We start from the raw sequence: 23,993 nt of genomic DNA on the forward strand, positions 1-23,993 counted from the left end.
GGTACCGTCGTCGGCAGTTGATGTTGGACAGGACGTCGGGCGAGGGCGGGGAAGGCTGCGCGCCATGGGTGAGTTCGAAGCGGCAGTGCCGAGGCAGCGGGTTGTGACGGATGAGCCGCGCATACCGGTCGTGCCCGGGTTCGCCGAGCGCGCGGCCGTTGCGGCGGACAGCGCGGCGCAGTCGCCGAGGCGGACGGGCAAGGCGCTGCGCGACCGAGTGCCCAGGACCTCGCACGATGCGCTGATCCTTCCCTCAGGCCGGCCCGACGCTGTGCAGGCGGTCGAGGAGTCGAACCGGGGCCGAGTGCCCGGCCTCGCGCCCATCCGGGTGGGGCGGATGGCCGCCACACCGTTCGCGTTCCTGCGCGGTTCGGCCGGGCTGATGGCCCATGACCTGATGGGCACACCGGTGACCGGGGTGGGCGCCCAGCTCTGCGGCGATGCGCACGCGGCCAACTTCGGGTTGTACGGCGATGCGCGAGGCAGCCTGGTCATCGATCTGAACGATTTCGACGAGACCGTGTTCGGCCCGTGGGAGTGGGACCTCAAGCGGCTTGCCACCTCGCTGGTGCTCGCGGGGCGTGAGGCCGGGGCGGACGAGGACACCTGTCGGCGGGGTGCGTACGACGCGGTGGGTGCGTACCGGAGGACGATGCGATTGCTGGCCAGACTGCCCGCGCTCGACGCCTGGAACGCCATCGCCGACGAGGAACTCGTCTCGCACACCGACGCGCGGGATCTGGTCGGCATGCTGGAGCGGGTCTCGCAGAAGGCCCGTAAGAACACCAGCGCCCGCTTCGCCGCCAAGTCCACGGAGGAGGCCGAGGGCAGCGGACGCCGCTTTGTCGACGCACCGCCGGTGCTGCGGCGAGTGCCGGATGCGGAGGCCGCGGCGGTCGCGGCGGCGCTCGGCGACTACGTGGGCACGATCTCGGAGGACCGGGTGCCGCTGCTCGCGCGTTACGCGATCCATGACGTGGCGTTCCGGGTGGTCGGCACGGGGAGCGTAGGAACCCGGTCTTATGTGGTGCTGTTGCTCGATCACCGCGGCGAGCCGTTGGTCCTGCAGGTCAAGGAGGCGCGGCCCTCCGCGCTGGCGCCGTATCTGCCCGCCGTCGGTTTCGAGGTGCCCGAGACGGCGCACGAGGGTCACCGAGTGGTGCTCGGGCAGAAGCGGATGCAGGTGGTCAGCGACATTCTGCTGGGCTGGGCGACCGTGCAGGGGCGGCCGTTCCAGGTGCGGCAATTCAGGAACCGCAAGGGCAGTGTTGACCCGGCAGCCCTGGCGCCCGACCAGGTCGACGACTACGGGCGGATGACGGGCGCACTGCTGGCGAGGGCGCACGCCCACAGCGCCGATCCGCGGTTGATCGCAGGCTACTGCGGCAAGAACGACGAGCTGGACGAGGCGGTGGCGAGCTTCGCTGTGACGTACGCGGACCGTACGGAGGCGGATCACGCGGAGCTGGTGCGGGCCGTCGGTTCGGGGCGAATAGCGGCCGAGCTCGGGGTGTGAGGGGCGTTCCGCCGACCGTGCGTCCTCGGGGCACGGTCCGGGGTCATACGCTGGACGGGTGACCCACGAAGCCGCCGGGGTGCCGACCACCCGGAACGACGATGACCGGCAGGACAACGACCGGCAGCAGGAGCAGCACGAGCAGCATGGCCCTCGGGGTGACGCCGACGCGGGCGCTGCCGCTGACGCGCGCCCCGAGGCGCGGCTGGCGAAGGCAGTGCGGGTGGCGGAGCAGGCGCTGATCGAGTTCGAGATCGCGGTGGAGACCTTCCGGGTCGAGGTGGAGAACTTCTCCCGGCTGCACCACCAGAAGCTCGGCCCGATGTACGCCCGCCTCGACGAGCTCGACGCGCAGATCGCGGAGGCCCGAGCCGCTCGGACCGGTGACCCCGAGGATCTGCGCAGGGCTCAGGAGGCTCGGGCGCTCGTGATGCCGATGCCGGGCATCGACGAGCTTTTCCACGACTGGCTCGACTCCGACGGGCTGTCCCCCGAGGCGGCGGCGATGCTGACCGAGCAGCCGGTGCAGCCGCCCAAGCGGGTCCGGCCGACCGAGGAGGCGCGCCGGCTCTACCGCGAGCTGGCACGCAGCGCCCACCCGGATCTCGCCCAGGACGAGACGGAGCGGGCGCGCCGGGACGAGTTCATCACCCGCGTCAACGCCGCCTACGGGCGTGGCGACGAGGCCCTGCTGAAGGAACTGGCGCAGGAGTGGGCGGCGGGGCCGGTTCCACCGCAGGCGGAGCTCAGCGAGAGCGAGGAGCTCTACGCTCGGCTGAACTGGCTGACCCAGCGCAAGGAACTTTTGACGGTGCTTGCCCAGGAGCTGGAGGAGGGCGCGATCGGGGCCATGCTGCGGATGGCGCCCGACGACCCGGACCGGCTGCTCGACGAGATCGCCGAACAGCTGCTGGGTGAGGTCTCGCAGCGAGAGGCGGAGCTGGCAGGTCTGGTGCAGTAGCGTTTCCGGTAAGTCCGGAGCGTACGTACGAGAGAAGGCATGACCCATGAATTTCGCCCCGCTGCCCTCGGTGGACGTCGCGGCGGTGCCGTCGGACGGTCTTGTGCTGGACGTCCGGGAGAACGACGAATGGGCGGCGGGGCACGTCGATGGTGCCCTGCACATTCCGATGAGTGACTTCGTCGGCCGCTTCGGTGAGGTGACCGAGGCGGCGGAGGACGGCCGGCGCGTGCATGTGATGTGCCGGGTCGGCGGCCGGTCCGCCCAGGTCACTCAGTACCTGGTGCAGCAGGGCATCGACGCCGTGAACGTCGACGGCGGGATGCTTGCCTGGGACGGTGCCGGGCGCCCGATGGTCACGGACAACGACAACCCGGCCTTCGTTCTCTGATCTGGCAGGGATCCTCCCGCGCTCCGGTGGGAGCCGGAGCGGGCCGGGGGTCTCAGCCGAGGGGGTGGGTGGCCAGCAGGTCGCCCAGTGCCTCTTCGTGCATCGCCGCGGGGCCGAGCGACAGCTCGATCTGCTTCGCCCAGGCGTGGAACCGGTGCAGCGGGTAGTCGGTGTCCGCGCCGAAGCCGCCATGCAGATGCTGGGCGGTCTGCACGAGCCGACGGACCCCGTCCGACGCCCAGATCTTCGCCACCGCGACATCGCCGGCGACGGGCAGTGTTCCGGGCGCACCGGTGGAGATCCGCCAGGCAGCTTGCCAGAGGGTCACTTCCATGGCCCGCAGATCGATGTACCGGTCCGCTGCCTGGACAGCGACGGACTGAAACGTTGCGACGGGATACCCGAACTGCTCGCGCTTTCCGGTGTATTCGCTTGTCATGGCGAGCACGGCCTCGCCGAGACCCAGCGCGAACGCGCAGGTTCCAGTGGTGAGCAGGGTGCGCAGCCACTCCCAGGCACCCGGCGTACTGATCAGCGCGCTGTTCTCGATCTGAACCGTGTCCAGCTGGACCTCGGCGAACAACTCACCGCTCGTGGAGACCTGTTCGGCGAGTGCGACGCCCTCGGCCGTGCGGCGGACCAGTGCCAGTACGGCCAGGCCCTCGTCCGTGTGGGCCGGCACCGCGATCCAGTCCGCGGACTGGGCCCACGGCACCCCCGACTGCACTCCGTTGAGCACCCAGCCCGCGCTTTCGCCGTCCTCGTCGCTGAACCGGTCATGGTCCTGGCCGGCCCTTCCCGCAAGGTCCCGGCGGGCGGTGACGGCGAGCTCGGCCGGATCGTGGCCGGTGCGGCCGTTGGCCCCGACGGTGAGGACCACCTCGCCCCGGCCGACGCGGGGCAGCAGCTCGGCTGCCAGGCCAGGGTCGCCGTGCTGCTGGATCGTCATCGCGACCGCGCAGGTCTCCAGCAGCGGCACCCGGGCGAGCACCTTCGCCGATTCGCGCAGGACCAGGCAGAGCGCGACCGCGTCGAGCCCGGCCCCGCCGTATTCCGGTGCCAGCGTCAAGCTCAGCAGGTCACCTGCGGCCAGCCCCGCCCACACGGACCGGTCGATGTCCTCGGCCACCGCTCCCGGAGTGAGCGCGGGGCTGGGCACTCCGTCGGGCTCGACGCCCGAGAAGACCGCCCTTGCCGCCTCGACGGCTGCCTGCTGCTCCTCGGTGAAGGTGAAGTCCACTGCACTGACCTCCCGCGAACCGCTGTGCCCGTAAACGAACCTGACGGGACGTCAAGATAGAACAGGTTCTATGAGAAGGGAACAGGGAAAGGAGGCGGCGATCCAGGAGACCCGGAGATCCGAGGAGATTCGGGGAGGTTCCGAGGAAACCCAATCGAACCCGGTGGGATCCGAGTGATCCGAGGAGTCAGCGGTCGAAGTCGAGTTCCACCTCCGGTGTCAGCGGATGCGACTGGCAGGCGAGCACATAGCCCGCCCCTGTCTCTTCCGGCTCCAGCGCGAAGTTGCGGTTCATCCGGACCTTGCCCGAGACGAGGAACGCCCTGCACGTCCCGCACACCCCGCCCTTACAGGCGTACGGAGCGTCGGAACGGCTGCGCAGAACCGTTTCCAGCAGCGATTCGCCGTCCTGGACCGGCCAGTTGCCCGAGCGTCCGTCCAGTGTCGCGGTGAGCGTGCTGTGTGCGGGCGCCTCGACGCGCGTGCGGGTGGGAGCGGCTGGGCCGTCGTCGACGTGGAAGATCTCCTGATGGATACGGGCCCGGTCGACGCCGAGGCCGTGCAGCGCACCCTCTGCCGCGCGGACCAGGCCGAACGGCCCACAGAGATACCAGCCGTCCACCTCTCCCACCGACAGGAGCGCCGGCAGCAGCCCGGTCAGCCGCTCCCGGTCGAGCCGACCGGACGGGAGGCCTGCCTGCTGCTCCTCGCGGGAGAGCACTGTCACGAGATGGAAGCGGTCCGGGTAGCGGTCCTTGAGGTCGGCGACCGCGTCCAGGAACATCGTTGAGGCGGCCGTCCGGTCGCTCCGGATCAGACAGAACCGGGCCTCGGGCTCACGGGCCAGCAGAGTCGACGCGATCGACAGCACCGGGGTGATACCGCTGCCGCCGACGATCGCCGCGTAGTGACCGGCGCGGGGCGTGAGCACGAAGCGTCCCATCGGGGGCATCGCTTCGACCTGGTCGCCGACGGCGAGTTCCTTGAGGGCGTACGTGGAGAACGCGCCGCCGTCGACCAGGCGGATGCCCACCTTCAGCTCGGGATCGGCTGGGGCCTCGGCGGCCGGGGTGCAGATCGAGTACGAACGCCGGATCTCTTCGCCCCGGACCGCGTAGCGCACATTGAGATGCTGCCCTGGCTTGTGGCGGAAGGTCTCGCGCAGCTCAGGGGGCACCGCGAAGGTCACGGCCACCGAGTCGTCGGTCAGCCGCTCGATCGCTCGGACCCGGAGCGGATGGAACATCTACAACTCCTTGAAGTGGTCGAACGGTTCACGGCAGCTCGCGCAGCGGCGCAGCGCCTTGCAGGCGGTGGAGGAGAACCGGCTCAGCAGCTCCGTGTCCGTGGAGCCGCAGTGCGGGCAGCGCACCGAGAGGGTGAGCGGCACCGGTCCGCCGGACCCGGTGCCGGCATCATGTGGGCGCGGGGGTGCTATGCCGAACTCGGCGAGCTTGCGCCGCCCCTCCGCGCTGATGTCGTCGGTCGACCAGGCCGGTGCGAGCACAGTGACCACGGAGACCTCCGGTATGCCGTGGTCATGCAGCACCTGCTCGATATCGGCCGACATCGCTTCGATCGCCGGGCAGCCGGTGTATGTCGGGGTGAGGCGGACGGTGACTTTGCCCGGGGCGAGCACCTCCACTCCGCGGAGCACGCCCAGCTCTTCCAGGGTGAGCACAGGCAGCTCGGGGTCGGGCACGGACCCGGCGAGCCTGCGCACCTCCTCTTCCAGCAGCGCGCCGGTCACCATGACGCCCCCGGGTGGCTGCGGTGCAGATGCTGCATCTCGGCGAGCATCCGCCCGAAAGGTTCCGTATGGATGCCCTGCCGGCCTGCCCCGGCCGCCCAGGCCCCGGACTGCGGACCGGTCGGCACCGTCAGCGTCGCCTGCTGCAGGACGCCGGTGACGGTGGCCAGCCAGTCGGAGTGCAGCGACGGCCAGTCGGTCTCCACTCCCTCGACCGGCTGGAACAGTTCACCGGTGAACCGCCACAGCGCATCCACCCCGCGCTGCATCCGCTGGTGACTTTCTTCCGTGCCGTCGCCCAACCGGAGCGTCCAGTGCGTGGCGTGGTCCTGGTGGTACGCGACCTCCTTGACGGCCTTCGCGGCCAGCCCGGCGAACTCGTCCCCGCCGGAAGCCAGTTGCTCGTACAGCCCCCGCTGGTAGACGGAGAAGTACAACTGGCGGGCGATGGTGTGGGCGAAGTCGCCGTTGGGCTGTTCGACCAGCTGGACGTTGCGAAAAGCGCGCTCCTCGCGCAGGAACGCCAGATCGTCCTCGTCCCCGGCGAGCGAGAGCAGCACCCGGGCCTGTCCCAGGAGGTCCAGGGCGATGTTGGCGAGGGCCACCTCCTCCTCCAGCACGGGCGCGTGGCCTGCCCACTCCCCCAGCCGGTGGGAGAGCACCAGCGCGTCGTCGCCCAGGGCGAGGGCCGCGGTCACAGGTTCTTCACCCCTTCCGGGATCTCGTAGAACGTGGGGTGCCGGTAGGGCTTGTCGCCCGCCGGCTCGAAGAACGAGTCCTTCTCGTCCGGTGAGGAGGCCGTGATCTCCGTGGATCGCACCACCCAGATGGAGACGCCCTCGGAACGGCGTGTGTACAGGTCGCGGGCGTTGCGCAGGGCCATCTCGGCGTCCGGGGCGTGCAGGCTGCCCGCGTGGGTGTGGGAGAGGCCGCGCCGCGAGCGCACGAACACCTCCCAGAGCGGCCAGTCGGTCGAGCTGCTCATGCCGTCGCCTCCGCGTTCGGTGAGGTGTGCATGTCTGTCTCGGGCATGTCCGCGTGCGGGGCCTCTGCGATGTGGGTCGGTGTGTGCGCGTGGCGCGTCGGTGCGGGGTGCTTGAGCGCGTACGAAGCCGCCGCGTCCCGAACCCAGGCGCCCTCTTCGTGTGCCCGGCGCCGCTGTGTGAGGCGCTGTTCGTTGCACGGGCCGTTGCCCTTCAGGACCTCCTGGAACTCCGTCCAGTCGATCGCCCCGAAGTCGTGCTGTCCGCGCTCCTCGTTCCACCGGAGGTCCGGGTCCGGGAGGGTGAGCCCCAGCACCTCGGCCTGCGGGACACAGATGTCGACGAACCGCTGCCGCAGCTCGTCGTTGGAATGCCGCTTGATCTTCCAGGTCATCGACTGCGCCGAGTGCGCCGATGCGTCGTCCGGCGGGCCGAACATCATCAGGGACGGCCACCACCAGCGGTTCACCGCATCCTGCGCCATCTCGCGCTGCTCCGGGGTCCCGCGGCCGAGGGTGAGCAACAGCTCGTACCCCTGGCGCTGGTGGAAGGACTCCTCCTTGCAGATACGGACCATGGCCCGTGCGTAGGGGCCGTACGAGCAGCGGCAGAGCGGCACCTGGTTGGTGATCGCGGCGCCGTCCACCAGCCAGCCGATCGCGCCGACATCCGCCCAGGTCAGCGTGGGGTAATTGAAGATTGACGAATACCTCTGGCGGCCCGCGTGGAGCTTGTCCAGCATTTCCTCGCGGCTCGTCCCCAGCGTTTCCGCCGCGCTGTAGAGATACAGCCCGTGTCCCGCCTCGTCCTGCACCTTCGCCATCAGGATCGCTTTGCGGCGCAGCGAGGGCGCGCGGCTGATCCAGTTGGCCTCGGGCTGCATGCCGATGATTTCGGAGTGGGCGTGCTGGGCCATTTGCCTGACCAGCGAGGCCCGGTACGCGTCCGGCATCCAGTCGCGCGGCTCGATGCGCTCGTCGGCCGCCACCGCGGCGTCGAAGGCTGCTTGCTGAGCCGCGTCCGCCCCCGCAGGCCCATCGGGCGCACCTGCTGTCGCCTGCGGGGTCCCTCGCGCCTGGCCCTGCGCTGTCTGGTCCGTAGTCACTGCCGCCATCCCGGACTCCCTACCGACCGATCGTTCGGTTAGTTGACTTCAATGGTGAGTCGGTGGCCCGTAGGGTGTCAACCCTGTGGATAACTGACCGGGGATCGACGGGGATCGGGGCGGGATGGATTCGTACGACGACAGGGGCGTCGGAGACGGGAACGGGAGCGGTGGTCCGGGGGTGGACCCGGGTTCGGACCTGCGTCTGCTTACGGCACCGCCCGCTGAATCCGCCGGAGCTCCCGCGCCGGTGCGCTCCGGTATCGCCGGACTGTCCCTTCCGTACCAGATCGTGGCCGCCATCGCGCTGTCGGTCATCGGGATGATTGCCTGCACCCATCTGGCCATGGTGTTTCTGCACGTCGCCCCGTCCAACACGCTGACCAAGCAGCACGGCAAAGCGGTCGACGACTGGGTCTATCCCGAGTTCGAGCAGAACTGGAAGCTTTTCGCTCCCAATCCGCTCCAGCAGAACGTCGCTGTGCACGTACGGGCCGAGATAGCCGGTCCGGACGGTCGTCGCACCACTCAGTGGATGAGTCTCTCGGTCGAGGACGGCAGAGGGATACGAGGCAATCTCCTCCCCAGTCACATCCACCAGAACCAGCTCCGCCGTGCCTGGGACTTTTATCTCAACTCCCACGACATCCAGAACCGCCCGAACGGACTGCGCGGTGCTCTCTCCGAGCGCTACATCCGCCGCATCGTGATGCTGCGCCTCGGCGAGCACGACTACGGCGGCACCGTCGAGCGCATCCAGGTCCGCTCCGAGGTGCGTTCCGTCTCCGCGCCGCCGTGGAGCACGGAGAAGATCAGCACCAAGCCGAACTACCGGGTGCTGCCGTGGTGGACCGTCACCCCCGCCGACCTCCCCGGGAACGCCAAGGAGGCGGTCAAGTGAGTACGGCTACCCCAGGCCACAAGCTCGCCGGCGGCGTGCAGCGCATCACCTCCTCGGCCCTCGGCCGGTATCAGAGCGCCATTGTCCGGATCGGTTTCTCCGCCACGTACCTGCTGTTCCTGCTGCGTGAGCTGCCGCACCGCCATGAGATGTACGGCCCCGACGCCCCATGGCGTTGGGACATGGCGAAGCAGCTCATATCGGGCAATGAGTCCCTCTCGGTGCTCATGTGGTCGGACAGCACGGCCTGGTTCGAGATCGTCTATGCGGTCGTCCTGCTGTCCGCCGCACTGCTGATGGTCGGCTGGCACACCCGCGCGATGTCCGTCCTTTTCATGGTCGGTGTGCTCTCGCTGCAGAACCGCAGCGTTTTCCTGGGTGACGGCGGGGACAACGTCGTCCATCTGATGGCGATCTACCTCGTGCTGACGCGCTGCGGGCAGGTCTGGTCGCTGGATGCGCGACGCGCGGCGCGGGCACGCCGCACGGAGTCAGAGGTTGACGGCGAGTCGGAGCAGGAGCCGGGGGCGGGAGGCGCCCGGCCGGCCGTGAATGTCGCCGGCACGATTCTGTGGCTTGTACTCGGCCTGGCCCTTGTTGTGGCCACGGCGACAGACGGCCTCGGTGGCACCTGGTGGCTGCCGACTCTCTTCTGGGTGCTGTGGATCGGGCACGGTGCCTGGTGGGCCGTGAACCGTTACGCGCCGCAGAGCGAACTACGCACGCTGCTCGATGTCCTCGCCAACCTCGCGCACAACGCCACTCTCGTCGTGATCATGGCCGAGGTCTGTCTGATCTACGCGACCGCGGGCTGGTACAAGGTCCAGGGATCGCGTTGGCAGGATGGCACGGCGCTGTACTACCCGCTCAATCTCGACTACTTCACCCCGTGGCCCGCCCTGTCGGACCTCCTCGCGTCCAATGGCGTGATGGTCATGGTGCTGACGTACGGCACGGTCATCGTGCAGGTCGCCTTCCCCTTCACCCTCTTCAACCGGCGCGTCAAGAACGTCCTGCTCGTCGCCATGATGTGTGAGCACGCGGGCATCGCTCTGCTGCTCGGGCTGCCCTTCTTCTCGATGGCGATGATCGCCGCCGACTCCGTCTTCCTGCCGACGGTCTTCCTGGTCTGGCTGGGCGGACGGGTGACGCTCGGGCGGCAGCTGCTGTTCTCGCGCACGGGCCGGGTGCCCGAGCAGCGGCGGGGCGGCGAGGAGGAGGCACCGCAGCACAGCGGAAGCAGTGGCCATACGCTCGTCGGGTGAGCAGTGATACCGGCAGTGGTAGGAGCAGTAGCAGTGAGAGTCCGTCGGCCGATGGCCTCGGGGTCGGTGAGCAGTCCGCGGAGGCGTTGCAGTACGACGACGGATTCGGGGCGGAGATCGGCGTCGGGCCGCATCCGCTGCCCTGGCCCGAGGGTGAGCGGTACGACCCCGAGCTGCTCGCCCAGGGCGACCGGCGCAATGTCGGTGACGAGTACCGCTACTGGACGAGGGAGGCGATCGTCGCCGATCTGGATCTTCGGCGGCACGACTTCCACGTAGCGGTGGAGAACTGGGGCCACGACTTCAATATCGGGTCGGTGGTGCGGACCGCGAATGCCTTCCTCGCCAAGGAGATCCACATCGTGGGGCGGCGGCGGTGGAACAGGCGCGGTGCGATGGTCACCGACCGGTACCAGCACGTGCGGCATCACCCCGACACTGCGGATCTGACCGTCTGGGCGGCGGCCGAAGGGCTGCCGATCATCGGGATCGACAATCTGCCGGGGGCGGTGCCGCTGGAGCGGACCGAGCTGCCACGGCGCTGTGTGCTGCTCTTCGGGCAGGAGGGGCCGGGGCTGACCGAGGAGGCGCGTAAGCACGCGACGATGGTGTGCTCGATTGCGCAGTTCGGATCCACGCGGTCGATCAACGCGGGGGCCGCGGCGGCCATTGCCATGCATGCGTGGGTGCAGCGGTATGCGGATATTTCGAGAGGCGTGGGAGCGGGCTGAGGCCGGGAGCCGACTGGGCGGGCGGGGCGGCGGAGTGGCGCCCTCGGCGGGGTCTCTCGCGCCCCTGCCCGTAGCGGGCGCCCTTCCCGAAACGGGGGCTCCGCCCCCCGGGCCCCGCTCCTCAAACGCCGGAGGAGTTCAAGCGACGCCGAGGGGCTGGAGCCGGGAGGAGTGGAGCAGGCCGTGTCAGGCCTGGCGGCGGACTTCCACCATGCGGAAGCGATTTGATACGAACGCTCCGTCGCACAGGGCTGCGTTGGCCGCAGGGTTGCCGCCCGAGCCGTGGAAGTCGGAGAACGCCGCGGTCTGGTTGACGTAGACCCCGCCCGTCAGATTCAGCGAGAGCTGGGCCGACTCGTCCAGGCAGACGTCCTCCACGGCGCGCTCCACCTCCGGTGACGTCGTGTACGCTCCGACCGTCATCGCGCCCTTGTCACGGATCGTGCGGCGGAGCAGCTCCACAGCGTCCGCCGTCGAGTCGACCGCGACCGCGAATGCCACCGGTCCGAAGCACTCCGACAGATACGCCGCTTCGTCGTCCGGCTTCGTGCCGTCGAGCTTCACGATGACCGGGGTACGGACCACGGCGTCGGGGAACTCGGGGTTGGCCACCTCCCTCGAGGCCAAGGCGACTTCGCCCAGTCCTGCCGCGGCCTCCAGGCGGGCCTTCACATCCGGGTTGACCAGCGCGCCGAGCAGGGCGTTCGCCCGGGCGTCGTCGCCGAGCAGACCGGTGACCGCGGCTGCGATGTCGCCCACCACGTCGTCGTACGTCTTGTTGCCCGCGTCCGTCGCGATGCCGTCCCGGGGGATCAGCAGGTTCTGCGGGGTGGTGCACATCTGGCCGCTGTACAGGGAGAGGGAGAACGCCAGGTTGGACAGCATGCCGCGGTAGTCGTCGGTGGAGTCGACGACGATCGTGTTGACCCCCGCCTTCTCTGTGTAGACCTGTGCCTGCCGGGCGTTGGTCTCCAGCCAGTCGCCGAAGGCGGTGGACCCGGTGTAGTCGATGATCTTGATCTCGGGGCGGACCGCCAGGGTCTTCGCGATGCCCTCGCCCGGACGCTCGGCGGCCAGACAGACGAGATTGGGGTCGAAGCCGGCCTCGCTCAGTACCTCGCGGGCCACCTGCACCGTGAGCGCCAGAGGGAGCACGGCCCGCGGGTGCGGCTTCACCAGGACGGGATTGCCGGTGGCGAGAGAAGCGAACAGTCCCGGATAGCCGTTCCACGTGGGGAAGGTGTTGCAGCCGATCAGCAGCGCGATGCCGCGGCCCGCCGCGATGTACGTCTTGTGCAGCTGCAGCGGATCGCGCTTGCCCTGCGGCTTGGACCAGTCCGCCGTCCGCGGGGTGCGGATCTGCTCCTCGTACGCATACGCCACCGCCTCCAGGCCGCGGTCCTGGGCATGCGGGCCGCCCGCCTGGAACGCCATCATGAACGCCTGACCGCTGGTGTGCATCACGGCGTGGCCGAACTCATGGGTGCGGGCGCTGATGCGCGCCAGGATCTCCAGACAGACAAGCGCCCTCGTCTCGGGCCCTGCCTCGCGCCACGCTGCCATTCCCGCGCGCATCGCCGGAAGCAGCACATCCAGGTCGGCGTGCGGATACTCGACGCCGATCTCCGGTCCGTAGGGCGAGGTCTCGCCGCCCGTCCAGCCGTCGGTGCCCGGCTGACCGAGGTCGAGCCGGGTGTGCAGTACGGCGTCGAAGGCGGCCTTGCCCTCGGCGGCGCTCAGGCTGCCCGGTGCACCGCCCTCGCCGTACGCCTTCGGGTGCTCAGGGTGCGGAGACCAGTACGCGCGGGTGCGGATCGCGTCGAGGGCCTGGTCGAGCGTGGGGCGGTGCTTCTCGGACAGCAGGTGCGGGGAGAGCTCGGCGGCCATGGCGGACCAACTCCTCATCGAGCTGGGCAGGGACGGGCGGACAGAGTTAGAGTAACCGAACGATCGGTCGGGACAAGGGGCCCCACGAAACCTGTGGACAACTCGTAGGGGAGGATCGCGGACATGACCACGGCCAAGCGGGACACGTACACCCCGGAGACTCTCCTCACCGTCGCCGTCCGTGTCTTCAACGAGCGCGGTTACGACGGCACGTCCATGGAGCACCTGTCCAAAGCGGCGGGCATCTCCAAATCGTCCATCTATCACCACGTCACGGGCAAGGAGGAGCTGCTGCGGCGCGCGGTCAGCCGGGCGCTGGACGGGCTCTTCGGGATTCTCGACGAGCCGGGTGCGACGCGCGGGCGCGCGATCGTGCGGGTCGAGTACGTCACGCGACGTACCGTCGAGGTGCTGATAGCCGAACTGCCCTACGTCACGCTGCTGCTGCGCGTACGGGGCAATACAAAGGCGGAGCGCTGGGCCATGGAGCGCCGGCGTGAGTTCGACCATCGGGTGGCCGAACTGCTGCAGGCGGCCGTCGCGGACGGCGATCTCCGCTCCGACATGGACATACGGCTGGCGACGAGGCTGCTCTTCGGGATGGTCAACTCTCTGGTGGAGTGGTACCGGCCGCAGCCGGGGGGCGACGCCGAGGGGGAGCAGCTGGCGGACACGGTCGTCCAGCTGGCCTTCGAGGGGATGCGTTCCGACCGCTGAACCGTTGACGGCGGAACAGGTCCAGACCACCATGCCTTCGGCATGGCTGCCTTCCTTCGTGTTCCCGGGTTCCTGTCTGCTGTCACGTTGCTTGCCGCCGTGCCGCTGACCGGCTGCGGAGGGGGTGGCAGTGGCGACACCGGTGGCAGCGGTGCCGAGAAGGGGGCGGACGCGAGTGAGGAGGCCCGGCCGCCTGATGACTTCGGCTGTCTGACATCGGCCGAGGCGGCGTCCATCACCTTCACGTCCGCCGGCTCCACCGAGACCGGCGGCTATATGCCGGGCGGTGCGAGCGGCGCCGGGACAGGCGCGGGGATCGTGCTGGCCCACCAGTCCGACGGCACCGCCTGCCAGTGGAAGGACAAGGCCGACGAGCTGCACCGGGCCGGCTATCGGGTGCTTGCGGTCAATTCGGCGGGCCAGGAGGTCTCCGAGATCGTCGGGGCGGCCGGGTATCTGCGCGGCAAGGGCGCGAAGAAGCTGCTGCTCATGGGGGCCTCCAAGGGGGGTACCGCCGTGCTCACCGCGGCGCCGGAGCTGCAGCCGCAGCCGGACGCAGTGGTCTCGCTCTCCGCGCCGACGCTGTACTCCGGAATGAATGCGCTGGGCGCCGTGCCCAAGCTGACCGTGCCGGTGCTCTACATGGCCGCCGAGTACGACGAGTACTTCGGGGACGATGCGAAGGCGCTGAACCGGGCGAGCACGAAGTCGGCGGAGCACAAGCTGATCTACGTCAAGGGCGCCGGTGAGCACGGAGTGGCGTTGCTCAACAGCCAGGAGAACTGGGCCGCGGTACGGGCGTTCCTCAAGAAATACGGTTCGTGAGAGGCCCTGGTGTCCCTCCTGGCAAGCGCTGCCCCGTCGCGCCAACCGGCACGCCCGCTCGCTGCGTTGGCCGAGAGCCCTGGTAGCTCCTTCCCCAGGCTCTGAGCTTCGTTCGAGCAGGGGAGACCCCACCCCAGGACGTCCGGCTGCCTTGCGGTCGCACGCACCAGACGCCGCCTGGCACGCCCTGCGGGCGGACGACGCTCCTTTCGAAACACGGCCTCCTCTCGAAACACGTCCTAGGTCAGCTCGGTGGGGCGCTCGGGTCCCGGGTCCAGGTCCGTCTCCTCGAACACCAGCAGCGTGCGGGTGGAGAGCACCTCGGGGATGGCCTGGATCCTGGTCAGGACGAGCTCGCGCAGCGACCGGTTGTCCGGTGTGTGCACGAGCAGCAGTACGTCGAAATCGCCGCTGACCAGTGCGATGTGGGTAGCCCCTGGCAGTGCCTGGAGCTGCTCGCGCACCGTTCGCCAGGTGTTCTGGACGATCTTGAGCGTGATGTACGCGGAGGCGCCCTGTCCCGCCCGCTCATGATCCACCCGCGCGCTGAAGCCGCGGATCACCCCGTCGTCGATGAGCCGGTTGATCCGGGCGTAGGCATTGGCGCGCGACACATGGACGCGGTCGGCCACTGACCGTATCGAGGCGCGGCCGTCCGTCTGAAGCAGCCGGAGGATGTCGCGGTCGATGGCGTCGAGGGGCCGCGCGGGCGGAACCCGGCCAGGGTCCTCGGCTCCGTCGGCCATTTGTTCAGCTGCCATGTCCCCGTGCCTCCCTGCCCTGGACGACCTGCCCCTATCCCAGGCTGTGGAGAACCGTTTGTCCACAGGCTGACGGTGCCTGTAGCCAAAATGCGTTCGCGACCGAACAATCGGTAGGTGAGGCACACCACATCCGAGCCTCGGTAGGTGCTCGACATTTCGACATATTCAGCCACGCCTCGATATCGGGTGACCCTCGATATCGCCAGATGCTGCTCGATACCCCTCGATGCCAGGAGGTGCTTGTCATGACGGTCCAAGAGCTGCCCGGCGCGGCCGCTTACCGGCCCACGCCGCCCCCGGCCTGGAAGCCGCTCACCGACCCCGCGCCGCTGCTCCCGGACCCCGAGCCGTACCGCGTGCTCGGTACGGATGCCGCGGCCGACGCAGACCCGGAGCTGCTCCTGCGGCTCTACGCCGAGCTGGTGCGCGGCCGGAGATACAACGCACAGGCGACTGCCCTCACCAAGCAGGGCCGACTTGCCGTTTACCCTTCCAGCACCGGGCAGGAGGCCTGCGAGATAGCGGCGGCGCTGGTGCTGGAAGAGCGTGACTGGCTCTTTCCCAGCTACCGCGACACCCTCGCGGCGGTCGCGCGCGGTCTCGATCCGGTCGAGGCACTGACCCTGCTGCGAGGGGATCGGCACACCGGTTACGACCCGCGCGAGCACCGCATCGCCCCGCTCTGCACCCCGCTCGCCACCCAGCTCCCGCACGCCGTGGGCCTGGCGCACGCGGCGCGGCTGGCCGGCGACGACGTGGTCGCGCTCGCCATGGTCGGCGACGGCGGGACGAGCGAGGGAGACTTCCACGAGGGTCTGAATTTCGCGGCCGTCTGGCGGGCCCCCGTGGTCTTCCTGGTCCAGAACAACGGCTTTGCCATCTCCGTGCCCCTGTCCAAGCAGACGGCGGCGCCGTCCCTGGCGCACAAGGCGGTGGGGTACGGGATGCCGGGCCGGCTGGTCGACGGCAATGACGCGGCCGCGGTGCATCAGGTGCTCGGCGAGGCGGTGGCGCGGGCCAGGGCCGGAGGCGGTCCGACGCTCGTCGAGGCTGTGACATACCGGATGGACGCCCATACGAACGCCGACGACGCCACGCGCTATCGCGTCGACAGCGAGGTGGAGGCGTGGCGGGCGCACGACCCGATTCAGCTTCTGGAGCGGGAGCTGACCGGGCGCGGGCTACTCACTGAAGACGGCATCGAGGAGGCCCGCGCGGCCGCGGAGCGGATGGCCGCTGGGCTCCGTGAGCGGATGAACGCCGATCCGGTGCTCGACCCGATGGACATCTTCACCCACGTGTACGCGGAACAGACCACGCAACTGCGCGAGCAGGCGGCCCGGTTGCGGGTCGAGCTCGACGCCGAGCAGGACCACCACGGCCAGAGCGGCCCACGTGGTGCGGAGGGAAGGCGATGACGACGGTGGCGGCTGTGACCGGCGAGCAGACGGAGAAGGCCAAGCCGGCCACCATGGCGCAGGCTCTGGGGCGTGCACTGCGTGACTCGATGGCCGAGGACCCGACGGTGCACGTCCTCGGTGAGGATGTCGGCACGCTCGGCGGGGTCTTCCGGATCACCGACGGGCTGGCGAAGGAGTTCGGCGAGGACCGCTGTACAGACACGCCGCTGGCCGAGGCAGGCATTCTCGGGACGGCTGTCGGTATGGCGATGTACGGACTGCGGCCCGTGGTGGAGATGCAGTTCGACGCGTTCGCCTACCCGGCGTTCGAGCAGCTCATCAGCCACGTCGCCAAGATGCGGAACCGGACCCGTGGTGCCATGCCGCTGCCGATCACGGTGCGGGTGCCGTACGGCGGCGGGATCGGCGGAGTCGAGCACCACAGCGACTCGTCCGAGGCGTACTACATGGCCACGCCCGGCCTGCATGTCGTCACGCCCGCCACGGTCGACGACGCGTACGGGCTGCTGCGGGCCTCGATCGCCTCCGACGACCCGGTGGTCTTCCTGGAGCCGAAGCGGCTGTACTGGTCGAAGGCGGCCTGGTCGCCGGAGGCGCCGGTGGCCGTCGAACCGATCGGGCGGGCCGTCGTCCGCCGCCCGGGGCGCAGCGCGACGCTGATCACGTACGGGCCGTCCCTGCCTGTCTGCCTGGAGGCCGCGGAAGCGGCCGTCGAGGAGGGCTGGGACCTCGAAGTGGTCGATCTGCGTTCGCTGGTCCCGTTCGACGACGAGACGGTCGCCGCTTCGGTGCGGCGCACCGGTCGCGCGGTCGTCGTCCATGAGTCGTCCGGCTTCGGCGGCCCCGGCGGGGAGATAGCCGCCCGGATCACCGAGCGCTGCTTCCACCACCTGGAGGCGCCGGTGCTGCGGGTCGCCGGATTCGACATCCCCTATCCGCCGCCGATGCTGGAGCGGCACCATCTGCCGGGTGTGGACCGGGTGCTCGACGCGGTTGCGCGGCTGCAGTGGGAGGCGGAGAGCTGATGACCCAGGTGCTCGAATTCAAGCTGCCCGACCTCGGCGAAGGACTGACCGAGGCGGAGATCGTGCGCTGGCTGGTGGAGGTCGGCGACGTGGTCGCCATCGACCAGCCGGTCGTCGAGGTCGAGACGGCCAAGGCGATGGTGGAGGTGCCGTGCCCCTACGGAGGTGTGGTGACCGCCAGGTTCGGCGAGGAGGGCACGGAACTTCCGGTCGGGGCACCGTTGTTGACGGTGGCGGTCGGGTCCGCTGCGGGAGAACTCTCCGCTGATGGGGCTGCGGAGGCCGAGGCGTCCGGCAATGTGCTGGTGGGATACGGGACGGGGGCACCGGCGGCGCGTCGTCGGCGGGTTCGGCCCGAGGCGGTCACCGGTGCCGGGTCCGTGACGGTGCCTGCGGCGGAGCCGGCCCGGGGGGCTGTCGCAGCGGCGGTCCCCGCGGCTTTTCCCGGTGAGGAGCCGGGGCCGGTGGCGGTCATCTCGCCTTTGGTCCGGAAGCTGGCGCGGCAGCATGATCTCGACCTGAGGCAGCTGACGGGCTCGGGGCGGGACGGTCTGATCCTCCGGTCCGACGTCGAATCCGCCATCAGGGCGGCGGCGAGCGGAGCAGTGGAGTCGGCTCCTGCGTCCGCAGTCCCGGCGTCGGCTTCGGTGTCGTCCGCAGCATCGGTGGCCCCTTCGGTTGCCCGTGGGCTCGCCGGCGAGCGGATTCCGCTGCGCGGTGTACGGGGCGCGGTCGCCGACAAGTTGGCACGCAGCCGGCGCGAGATACCCGACGCCACGTGCTGGGTCGACGCGGACGCCACCGAACTGATGGCCGCGAGAGCCGCGATGAACGGCGTCGGCGGTCCGGCCGCCGGGCCGAAGGTGTCGGTGCTCGCCCTGCTGGCCCGTATCTGCACGGCTGCGCTGGCCCGGTTCCCCGAGCTCAACTCCACGGTGGACCTGGACGCGCGGGAGATCGTGCGGCTGCCCGACGTCCATTTGGGGTTCGCGGCCCAGACCGACCGAGGGCTCGTCGTCCCGGTCGTGCGGAACGCGCAGGACCGTAACGTGGAGTCGATCGGTGCCGAGATCGGCCGGCTGACCGAGGCTGCCCGGATGGGGAAGCTGACCCCGGCGGAGCTGAGCGGCGGCACGTTCACGCTGAACAACTACGGGGTGTTCGGAGTGGACGGTTCGACGCCGATCATCAACCACCCGGAGGCGGCCATGCTGGGTGTCGGTCGCATCGTGGCCAAACCGTGGGTGCACCAAGGTGAGTTGGCTGTGCGCCAGGTCGTTCAGCTCTCGCTGACCTTCGACCACCGGGTCTGCGACGGCGGCACGGCAGGCGGCTTCCTGCGATACGTGGCCGACTGCGTGGAACAGCCTGCGCTGCTGCTGCGCACGTTGTAGGAGAAGAGGAGAGGAAGCGGAGGAGGACGAGGAGGAAGGGAGCCGGGAGGATCAACGGGAGCGTGTGGCACTCATACTCGGGGCATGACCGTGTATGACGCCATCGTCCTTGCCGGAGGGGCCGCCAAGCGCCTCGGGGGTGCCGACAAGCCGGCCCTGCGGGTGGGCGGCCGGGCGCTGCTCGACCGGGTGCTGGCCGCCTGCCCGGACGCCGCAGCCACCGTCGTGGTGGGCGGGCGACGGCCCACCATACGCCCAGTGACCTGGGCGCGCGAGGAGCCGCAGGGCGGCGGGCCGTTGGCGGCGCTCAGTGCCGGGGTGCGGCTCACGACGGCCGGGCATCTGCTCGTGCTCTCCGCCGATCTGCCGTTCCTGGAGGAGAGCACGGTCGAGGAACTGCTGGCCGCAACTGCGCACGGGGAGCGTGACGGGGCGCTGTGCGTGGATCAGGACGGGCGGGACCAGCCGCTGGTCGCCGTCTACCGTTCCGAGCCGCTCCGTCGCGAGCTGGCCCTGCTGGCCGCCGAGCACGGCAGCCTGGCCGGGCTCCCGCTGCGCCTGCTGACGCACGAACTGGATCTCGCCCGCGTCGAGGCCGATCCGCTCGCCTCCTTCGACTGCGACACCTGGGAAGACCTTGCCGCAGCCCGGGCCCGTATCGGAGACCATGGGACCGTGCTGGACGAATGGATCACCGCAGTCAAGAACGAACTGGGCATCGAACTCGACGTCGACACCGACGTCCTGCTCGACCTCGCCCGTGATGCCGCCCACAGTGTGGCCCGGCCCGCCGCGCCCCTGACGACCTTCCTGGTCGGGTACGCGGCGGCGAAGGCGAGTGGCGACGGCGGAGCCGAGGCCGTGGCCGAAGCCGCCCGGAAGGCGGCCGCGCTCGCCCTTCGCTGGGCGGACGAGGCCGAGACGCCATGACGACGCCCGCAGGCCGCAAGGCCGACGGGGGCGCGGCCGACGACTGGCACCCCGGACCTTCTCCGGATCCGGGGAACAGGCGCTCGGGGGCGGATCAGCCCGCTGCCCCGGCCTCGGGAGAGACCGGTGCCGCCGCGAAGGCTCCGGCGGCCGGCCGGGCCACCGCAGCGGATCAGGACCGGGTTGCCGCGGATGCCGGCCGGGCAGGTGTCGCAGGAGAAGCTCAGGCGGTCTCGGGTGCCGGCGTCGCAGGGGCTGCCTCGGCAGCTGGTCAGGCTCGTGCGGAGGATGAGGTCCCGAACGCCGGAGGCGCCTGTGCCGCCGCGGAGGCCCGCGCCGCCGAGCAGGTCTGTGCCGCCGCGGAGGCCTGTGCCGCTGAGCGGGCCCGCGCCGCGGAGGCCTGTGCCGCTGAGCGGGCCCGCGCCGCCGAGGAGGACCGGGCCGTCGACCAGGCGCTCGCGCTGGTCGGGCGCCGCTCCCCGCGTGAGCCCCGATCCGTGGCTCAGCCGCAGCCCCGGGCCGGGTTCTCGGAACAGAGTCCCCGACAGGGATCAGGTTCGGGCCCGCGCCAGAGTCCTGACCAGAGTCTTGACCACGTCCCTGGTCAAGGACCCGGGCAGGGATCGGACCCGGACCCCGTTCAGAGTCCTGGTCCCGGTCCCGGCCCGAGTGATCACCCGGTCTCTGACCACGGTGCCGGCCACTACCTCACCCCTGAATCCGCCCGCGACCCGCGTGTCCGTGACCGACGCGCCGACGTTCAGCGCAGGCATGCCACCGCCTGGGGCGAGGCCCGCGCTCTCGCCGCGCGGGCCGGGCGGTCCGCCTCGCCCCGCACTGTCCGGCTCACCCTCGACCGGGCCATCGGACGCGTACTGGCCGAGCCGCTCGCCGCACTCGCCGATCTGCCGTCCTTCGACACTTCCGCCATGGACGGCTGGGTCGTTGCCGGACCCGGCCCTTGGACTCTCCGAAGAGGTGAGGACGCCGGGCAAGGGCTGTGCATTCTGGCCGGGCACAGTGCGACCGCTCCGCTTCCCGACGGTGATGCCGTACGGATCGCCACCGGCGCCCGCATCCCGGCCAATGCCACCGCTGTGATCCGGAGCGAACACGCTCACACCGACCAGGCCAAGGGGCTGTTGTACGCGCAGCGCCAGGTGGTTCCCGGGCAGGACATCCGGCCGCGTGGCCAGGAGTGCCGTTCCGGCGATCAGCTCCTGCCCGCCGGAACGGTGGTGACGCCGGCCGTCCTCGGGCTGTCCGCCGCCGCCGGTTACGACGAGCTGCTGACGGTCGCCCGCCCGCGCGTCGACGTCCTCGTCCTCGGAGACGAACTGCTCACCACCGGTCTGCCGCACGACGGGCTGATCCGGGACGCCCTGGGGCCCATGATCGGCCCCTGGCTCCGGGCGATGGGCGTCGAGGTCTCCGCTCCGCGACGCCTCGGCGACGACCGTGAGGCCCTCCGGCATGCCCTCACCACCTCCGACGCCGATCTCGTCATCACCACCGGCGGTACCGCGGCAGGCCCCGTCGACCACGTCCATCCCGTCCTCGCCGAGATCGGCGCGGAGCTGGTGGTCGACGGCGTCGCCGTGCGCCCCGGTCACCCGATGCTGCTGACCCGGCTGACCTCCGGGGGCCCGTATCTCGTCGGGCTGCCCGGCAACCCCCTCGCCGCCATCTCCGGCCTCCTCACGCTCGCAGAGCCCCTGCTGCGCGGGCTGGCCGGCCAGCCGGTGGAGGATCCGTACCGGGTCGTCCTGCGCGACGAGGTGCACGGGCACCCGCACGACACCCGCCTGGTCCCTGTCGTGCACCGGGTCGGTGCGGGCTCGGGCTCCGAACACGTCGTACCGCTGCACTACAACGGTCCGGCCATGCTCCGTGGGATCGCCGCCGCCGACGGGCTGGCGGTCGTACCGCCGGGCGGGGTACGGTCCGGCACCGAGGTGGAGATTCTCGATCTACCGTGGGCCTCGGCGACGCCGTGGACGGAAGGGTGTTTCACGTGAAACTTCCCGGCCACGACGCGATGGCCAGGCGGGTCGACGAGCATGTCGTCCCCACCCGGATCATGCTTCCGCGCCGTGTCGTCGACAGGCCGCTCCGACAAGTCGCCAAACGGCTGTTGATGGCGCTGATAGTCCTGGCCGTCACGGTACTGATCGTCTGGGCCGACCGTTCCGGCTACCACGACAGCGCAGATGAATCGGTGGACCTGCTCGACGCCATCTACTACTCGACGGTCACCCTCTCCACCACTGGCTACGGCGACATCACTCCGTACAGCGACAGTGCACGGCTGACCAACGTGGTGCTCGTGACACCGCTGCGGGTGCTCTTCCTGATCATCCTGGTCGGCACCACCCTTGAGGTCCTGACGGAGCGGACCCGGGAGGACTTCCGGCTGAACCGTTGGAGAACCAACTTGCGTGACCACACCGTTGTCGTCGGTTTCGGTACGAAGGGCCGTTCGGCGATCCAGACGCTCTGCGCCACCGGTCTGAAGAAGGAACAGATCGTGATCGTCGACCCGGCGAGCAAGGTGATCGAGGCAGCGAACGCCGAAGGTTACGTGGGCGTCGTCGGGGATGCGACGCGAAGCGAGGTGCTGCTGCGGGCCGAACTCCAGAAGGCGCGTCAGATCATCATCGCCACCCAGCGCGACGACACGGCGGTGCTGGTCGCGCTGACGGCGCGGCAGCTCAACCGTGGCGCGAAGATCGTCGCGGCGGTGCGTGAGGAGGAGAACGCACCTCTGCTGCGGCAGTCCGGCGCCGACGCCGTGATCACCAGCGCCAGTGCCGCGGGCCGGCTGCTGGGTCTCTCGGTCCTCAGCCCGAGCGCGGGCACGGTGATGGAGGACCTGATCCAGCAGGGCAGCGGCCTCGATCTCGTCGAACGGCCGGTGATAAAGGCCGAGGTCGGCAAGAGCGTCCGGGAGACCGACGACCTGGTCGTCAGCGTGCTGCGTGGCCACCGGCTGCTCGGTTACGACGACCCGGCGGCCAGCCCGTTGCAGCTGACGGACCGGCTGATCACCATCGTGCGCGTCTCGGACACCCCGCCGCTGAACACGCCCCGCCGACAAGGGGAGTGACGGTCCGGGGGTTCCTCTTCGCCCGGCGCGACCACGTCACGGAGTAGCCTCGCCGCCATGCATGCGATCACGATCCCCGAACCCGGTGGCCCCGACGCGCTCGTATGGGCCGAGGTCCCCGATCCCGTACCCGGCGAGGGCGAGGTCCTCGTCGAGGTCGTGGCCGGCGCGGTCAACCGCGCCGATGTGCTCCAACGGCAGGGCTTCTACAACCCGCCGCCCGGCGCGTCCCCCTACCCCGGTCTGGAGTGCTCCGGCCGGATCACGGAGATCGGCCCCGGTGTCATCGGCTGGTCCGTCGGCGACGAGGTGTGTGCGCTGCTGGCGGGCGGCGGATACGCGGAGAAGGTCGCCGTACCCGCCGGGCAGCTGCTCCCCGTACCGGACGGCATCGACCTGACGGTGGCTGCGGCGCTGCCCGAGGTGACGTCGACCGTCTGGTCGAACGTTTTCATGGTGGCCCATCTGCGCCCCGGCGAGACACTGTTGGTCCACGGCGGGTCCAGTGGTATCGGCACGATGGCGATCCAGCTCGCCAAGGCCGTGGGCGCGCGGGTCGCGGTGACGGCGGGCGGGTCGGAGAAGCTTGCCCGCTGCGCGGAGCTGGGGGCCGACATCCTGATCGACTACCGGGAGCAGGACTTCGTCGAGGAGCTGCTGAAGGCGACGGACGGGGCGGGCGCGGACGTCATCCTCGACATCGTCGGCGCGAAGTACCTGGACCGGAATGTGAAGGCGCTTGCCGTCAGCGGTCGGCTCGCCATCATCGGTCTGCAGGGCGGCGTCAAGGGCGAGCTCAATCTGGGCGTCCTGCTGAACAAGCGGGCTGCCGTCACCGCGACGTCGCTGCGCGGACGCCCCCTTGCGGAGAAGGCCGCCATCGTCGCCGCCGTGCGCGAGCACGTGTGGCCACTGATCGGCAGTGGTGTGGTCCGGCCGGTCGTGGATCGTACCCTGCCGATGTCCGACGCGGCGGAGGCCCACCGGGTGCTGGAGTCCAGTGTGCACATCGGCAAGGTGCTTCTGCGGACGCAGGCAGCCTGAGTCATACGGACAGCGGGGCCAGGCACACGAATTCGTG

The 23,993-nt window shown here is 70.1% G+C and carries 23 protein-coding genes; 15 read left to right on the plus strand and 8 right to left on the minus strand.

Going from position 1 to position 23,993, the window contains the following annotated elements:
- The first annotated feature begins 64 nt into the window (after window positions 1–64).
- Genes ACNPQM_RS05185 through ACNPQM_RS05195 form a run of 3 tightly spaced genes read left to right on the plus strand, consistent with a single transcriptional unit; the run spans window position 65 to window position 2,868 of the window.
- Window positions 65–1,516 (plus strand): DUF2252 domain-containing protein, encoded by a 1,452-nt coding sequence (locus ACNPQM_RS05185; protein WP_418082995.1) that lies wholly within the window; start codon window positions 65–67, stop codon window positions 1,514–1,516.
- A gap of 58 nt (window positions 1,517–1,574) precedes the next feature.
- The gene (locus ACNPQM_RS05190) at window positions 1,575–2,477 is read left to right on the plus strand and encodes a hypothetical protein (RefSeq protein ID WP_358856686.1); all 903 of its coding nucleotides are present in this window, start codon (window positions 1,575–1,577) and stop codon (window positions 2,475–2,477) included.
- 46 nt (window positions 2,478–2,523) lie between these two features.
- Window positions 2,524–2,868 (plus strand): rhodanese-like domain-containing protein, encoded by a 345-nt coding sequence (locus ACNPQM_RS05195; RefSeq protein WP_358856687.1) that lies wholly within the window; start codon window positions 2,524–2,526, stop codon window positions 2,866–2,868.
- Between the two features lie 52 nt (window positions 2,869–2,920).
- On the opposite strand, the gene ACNPQM_RS05200 is transcribed toward ACNPQM_RS05195, so the two are convergent.
- The 6 genes from ACNPQM_RS05200 to paaA form a co-directional block, all read right to left on the minus strand.
- Window positions 2,921–4,108, minus strand: a complete 1,188-nt coding sequence (locus ACNPQM_RS05200) for an acyl-CoA dehydrogenase family protein (protein ID WP_358856688.1) — start codon at window positions 4,106–4,108, stop codon at window positions 2,921–2,923.
- 187 nt (window positions 4,109–4,295) lie between these two features.
- Entirely contained in the window at window positions 4,296–5,354 is a 1,059-nt protein-coding gene (locus ACNPQM_RS05205) for a 2Fe-2S iron-sulfur cluster-binding protein (protein ID WP_418082996.1), read from the minus strand.
- The gene (gene paaD, locus ACNPQM_RS05210) at window positions 5,355–5,861 is read right to left on the minus strand and encodes a 1,2-phenylacetyl-CoA epoxidase subunit PaaD (protein WP_418082997.1); all 507 of its coding nucleotides are present in this window, start codon (window positions 5,859–5,861) and stop codon (window positions 5,355–5,357) included.
- Entirely contained in the window at window positions 5,855–6,556 is a 702-nt protein-coding gene (paaC, locus tag ACNPQM_RS05215; protein WP_418082998.1) for a 1,2-phenylacetyl-CoA epoxidase subunit PaaC, read from the minus strand. Before paaC ends, paaD begins: the two co-directional genes overlap by 7 nt.
- Entirely contained in the window at window positions 6,553–6,843 is a 291-nt protein-coding gene (gene paaB / locus ACNPQM_RS05220) for a 1,2-phenylacetyl-CoA epoxidase subunit PaaB (RefSeq protein ID WP_358856692.1), read from the minus strand. The genes paaC and paaB overlap by 4 nt, the downstream gene beginning before the upstream one ends.
- A complete protein-coding gene (gene paaA / locus ACNPQM_RS05225) occupies window positions 6,840–7,955 on the minus strand; it encodes a 1,2-phenylacetyl-CoA epoxidase subunit PaaA (RefSeq protein ID WP_418082999.1) in 1,116 nt (371 codons plus the stop codon). The genes paaB and paaA overlap by 4 nt, the downstream gene beginning before the upstream one ends.
- A 115-nt stretch (window positions 7,956–8,070) precedes the next feature.
- Here paaA and ACNPQM_RS05230 point away from each other — a divergent pair, with 115 nt between their 5' ends.
- From ACNPQM_RS05230 to ACNPQM_RS05240, 3 genes are read left to right on the plus strand one after another with little or no spacing between them, the layout of a single operon-like run.
- On the plus strand, window positions 8,071–8,847 hold the full coding sequence (locus tag ACNPQM_RS05230; RefSeq protein ID WP_418083000.1) for a DUF5819 family protein: 777 nt from the start codon (window positions 8,071–8,073) through the stop codon (window positions 8,845–8,847).
- On the plus strand, window positions 8,844–10,112 hold the full coding sequence (locus ACNPQM_RS05235) for an HTTM domain-containing protein (protein WP_418083001.1): 1,269 nt from the start codon (window positions 8,844–8,846) through the stop codon (window positions 10,110–10,112). Before ACNPQM_RS05230 ends, ACNPQM_RS05235 begins: the two co-directional genes overlap by 4 nt.
- A complete protein-coding gene (locus ACNPQM_RS05240) occupies window positions 10,109–10,843 on the plus strand; it encodes a TrmH family RNA methyltransferase (RefSeq protein WP_418083002.1) in 735 nt (244 codons plus the stop codon). The genes ACNPQM_RS05235 and ACNPQM_RS05240 overlap by 4 nt, the downstream gene beginning before the upstream one ends.
- 186 nt (window positions 10,844–11,029) lie before the next feature.
- Here ACNPQM_RS05240 and paaN read toward each other — a convergent pair whose 3' ends face one another.
- Window positions 11,030–12,730 (minus strand): phenylacetic acid degradation protein PaaN, encoded by a 1,701-nt coding sequence (paaN, locus tag ACNPQM_RS05245; RefSeq protein ID WP_418083003.1) that lies wholly within the window; start codon window positions 12,728–12,730, stop codon window positions 11,030–11,032.
- A gap of 123 nt (window positions 12,731–12,853) precedes the next feature.
- Between paaN and ACNPQM_RS05250 the strand changes: the two genes are divergently transcribed.
- Window positions 12,854–13,447: a TetR/AcrR family transcriptional regulator gene (locus ACNPQM_RS05250; RefSeq protein WP_358856697.1), complete on the plus strand. Its 594-nt coding sequence runs from the start codon at window positions 12,854–12,856 to the stop codon at window positions 13,445–13,447.
- Between the two features lie 42 nt (window positions 13,448–13,489).
- On the plus strand, window positions 13,490–14,272 hold the full coding sequence (locus ACNPQM_RS05255) for an alpha/beta hydrolase family protein (RefSeq protein WP_418083004.1): 783 nt from the start codon (window positions 13,490–13,492) through the stop codon (window positions 14,270–14,272).
- A 239-nt stretch (window positions 14,273–14,511) separates the two neighbouring features.
- On the opposite strand, the gene ACNPQM_RS05260 is transcribed toward ACNPQM_RS05255, so the two are convergent.
- Entirely contained in the window at window positions 14,512–15,018 is a 507-nt protein-coding gene (locus ACNPQM_RS05260; protein ID WP_418083022.1) for an Lrp/AsnC family transcriptional regulator, read from the minus strand.
- A gap of 263 nt (window positions 15,019–15,281) precedes the next feature.
- Between ACNPQM_RS05260 and pdhA the strand changes: the two genes are divergently transcribed.
- The 7 genes from pdhA to ACNPQM_RS05295 all read left to right on the plus strand — a co-directional run bounded on the left by pdhA (window position 15,282) and on the right by ACNPQM_RS05295 (window position 23,956).
- Window positions 15,282–16,454, plus strand: coding sequence for a pyruvate dehydrogenase (acetyl-transferring) E1 component subunit alpha (gene pdhA / locus ACNPQM_RS05265; RefSeq protein ID WP_418083005.1), 1,173 nt, complete (start codon window positions 15,282–15,284; stop codon window positions 16,452–16,454).
- Window positions 16,451–17,482, plus strand: a complete 1,032-nt coding sequence (locus tag ACNPQM_RS05270) for an alpha-ketoacid dehydrogenase subunit beta (RefSeq protein WP_358856701.1) — start codon at window positions 16,451–16,453, stop codon at window positions 17,480–17,482. The genes pdhA and ACNPQM_RS05270 overlap by 4 nt, the downstream gene beginning before the upstream one ends.
- Window positions 17,482–18,876: a dihydrolipoamide acetyltransferase family protein gene (locus tag ACNPQM_RS05275; protein ID WP_418083006.1), complete on the plus strand. Its 1,395-nt coding sequence runs from the start codon at window positions 17,482–17,484 to the stop codon at window positions 18,874–18,876. The genes ACNPQM_RS05270 and ACNPQM_RS05275 overlap by 1 nt, the downstream gene beginning before the upstream one ends.
- A gap of 84 nt (window positions 18,877–18,960) precedes the next feature.
- Window positions 18,961–19,806: an NTP transferase domain-containing protein gene (locus tag ACNPQM_RS05280; RefSeq protein ID WP_418083007.1), complete on the plus strand. Its 846-nt coding sequence runs from the start codon at window positions 18,961–18,963 to the stop codon at window positions 19,804–19,806.
- The gene (locus ACNPQM_RS05285) at window positions 19,803–21,824 is read left to right on the plus strand and encodes a molybdopterin molybdotransferase MoeA (RefSeq protein ID WP_418083008.1); all 2,022 of its coding nucleotides are present in this window, start codon (window positions 19,803–19,805) and stop codon (window positions 21,822–21,824) included. The genes ACNPQM_RS05280 and ACNPQM_RS05285 overlap by 4 nt, the downstream gene beginning before the upstream one ends.
- A complete protein-coding gene (locus ACNPQM_RS05290; RefSeq protein WP_358856705.1) occupies window positions 21,782–22,912 on the plus strand; it encodes a potassium channel family protein in 1,131 nt (376 codons plus the stop codon). Before ACNPQM_RS05285 ends, ACNPQM_RS05290 begins: the two co-directional genes overlap by 43 nt.
- Window positions 22,913–22,969: 57 nt before the next feature.
- A complete protein-coding gene (locus ACNPQM_RS05295; protein ID WP_418083009.1) occupies window positions 22,970–23,956 on the plus strand; it encodes an NAD(P)H-quinone oxidoreductase in 987 nt (328 codons plus the stop codon).
- The last annotated feature ends 37 nt before the right edge of the window (window positions 23,957–23,993 follow it).

Origin of the sequence: Streptomyces sp. NPDC056231, assembly GCF_048270745.1 — a bacterium.
Lineage (GTDB): Bacteria > Actinomycetota > Actinomycetes > Streptomycetales > Streptomycetaceae > Streptomyces.

Excerpts from the sequence above, each read along its gene's own strand:
- ACNPQM_RS05185 (WP_418082995.1), top strand. The coding sequence starts at position 65 with ATGGGTGAGTTCGAAGCGGCAGTGCCGAGGCAGCGGGTTGTGACGGAT.
- ACNPQM_RS05195 (WP_358856687.1), top strand. The coding sequence starts at position 2,524 with ATGAATTTCGCCCCGCTGCCCTCGGTGGACGTCGCGGCGGTGCCGTCG.
- ACNPQM_RS05205 (WP_418082996.1), bottom strand. The coding sequence starts at position 5,354 with ATGTTCCATCCGCTCCGGGTCCGAGCGATCGAGCGGCTGACCGACGAC.
- paaD (WP_418082997.1), bottom strand. The coding sequence starts at position 5,861 with ATGGTGACCGGCGCGCTGCTGGAAGAGGAGGTGCGCAGGCTCGCCGGG.
- paaB (WP_358856692.1), bottom strand. The coding sequence starts at position 6,843 with ATGAGCAGCTCGACCGACTGGCCGCTCTGGGAGGTGTTCGTGCGCTCG.
- paaA (WP_418082999.1), bottom strand. The coding sequence starts at position 7,955 with ATGGCGGCAGTGACTACGGACCAGACAGCGCAGGGCCAGGCGCGAGGG.
- ACNPQM_RS05230 (WP_418083000.1), top strand. The coding sequence starts at position 8,071 with ATGGATTCGTACGACGACAGGGGCGTCGGAGACGGGAACGGGAGCGGT.
- paaN (WP_418083003.1), bottom strand. The coding sequence starts at position 12,730 with ATGGCCGCCGAGCTCTCCCCGCACCTGCTGTCCGAGAAGCACCGCCCC.
- ACNPQM_RS05250 (WP_358856697.1), top strand. The coding sequence starts at position 12,854 with ATGACCACGGCCAAGCGGGACACGTACACCCCGGAGACTCTCCTCACC.
- ACNPQM_RS05255 (WP_418083004.1), top strand. The coding sequence starts at position 13,490 with ATGGCTGCCTTCCTTCGTGTTCCCGGGTTCCTGTCTGCTGTCACGTTG.
- ACNPQM_RS05260 (WP_418083022.1), bottom strand. The coding sequence starts at position 15,018 with ATGGCCGACGGAGCCGAGGACCCTGGCCGGGTTCCGCCCGCGCGGCCC.
- pdhA (WP_418083005.1), top strand. The coding sequence starts at position 15,282 with ATGACGGTCCAAGAGCTGCCCGGCGCGGCCGCTTACCGGCCCACGCCG.
- ACNPQM_RS05270 (WP_358856701.1), top strand. The coding sequence starts at position 16,451 with ATGACGACGGTGGCGGCTGTGACCGGCGAGCAGACGGAGAAGGCCAAG.
- ACNPQM_RS05275 (WP_418083006.1), top strand. The coding sequence starts at position 17,482 with ATGACCCAGGTGCTCGAATTCAAGCTGCCCGACCTCGGCGAAGGACTG.
- ACNPQM_RS05280 (WP_418083007.1), top strand. The coding sequence starts at position 18,961 with ATGACCGTGTATGACGCCATCGTCCTTGCCGGAGGGGCCGCCAAGCGC.
- ACNPQM_RS05285 (WP_418083008.1), top strand. The coding sequence starts at position 19,803 with ATGACGACGCCCGCAGGCCGCAAGGCCGACGGGGGCGCGGCCGACGAC.
- ACNPQM_RS05295 (WP_418083009.1), top strand. The coding sequence starts at position 22,970 with ATGCATGCGATCACGATCCCCGAACCCGGTGGCCCCGACGCGCTCGTA.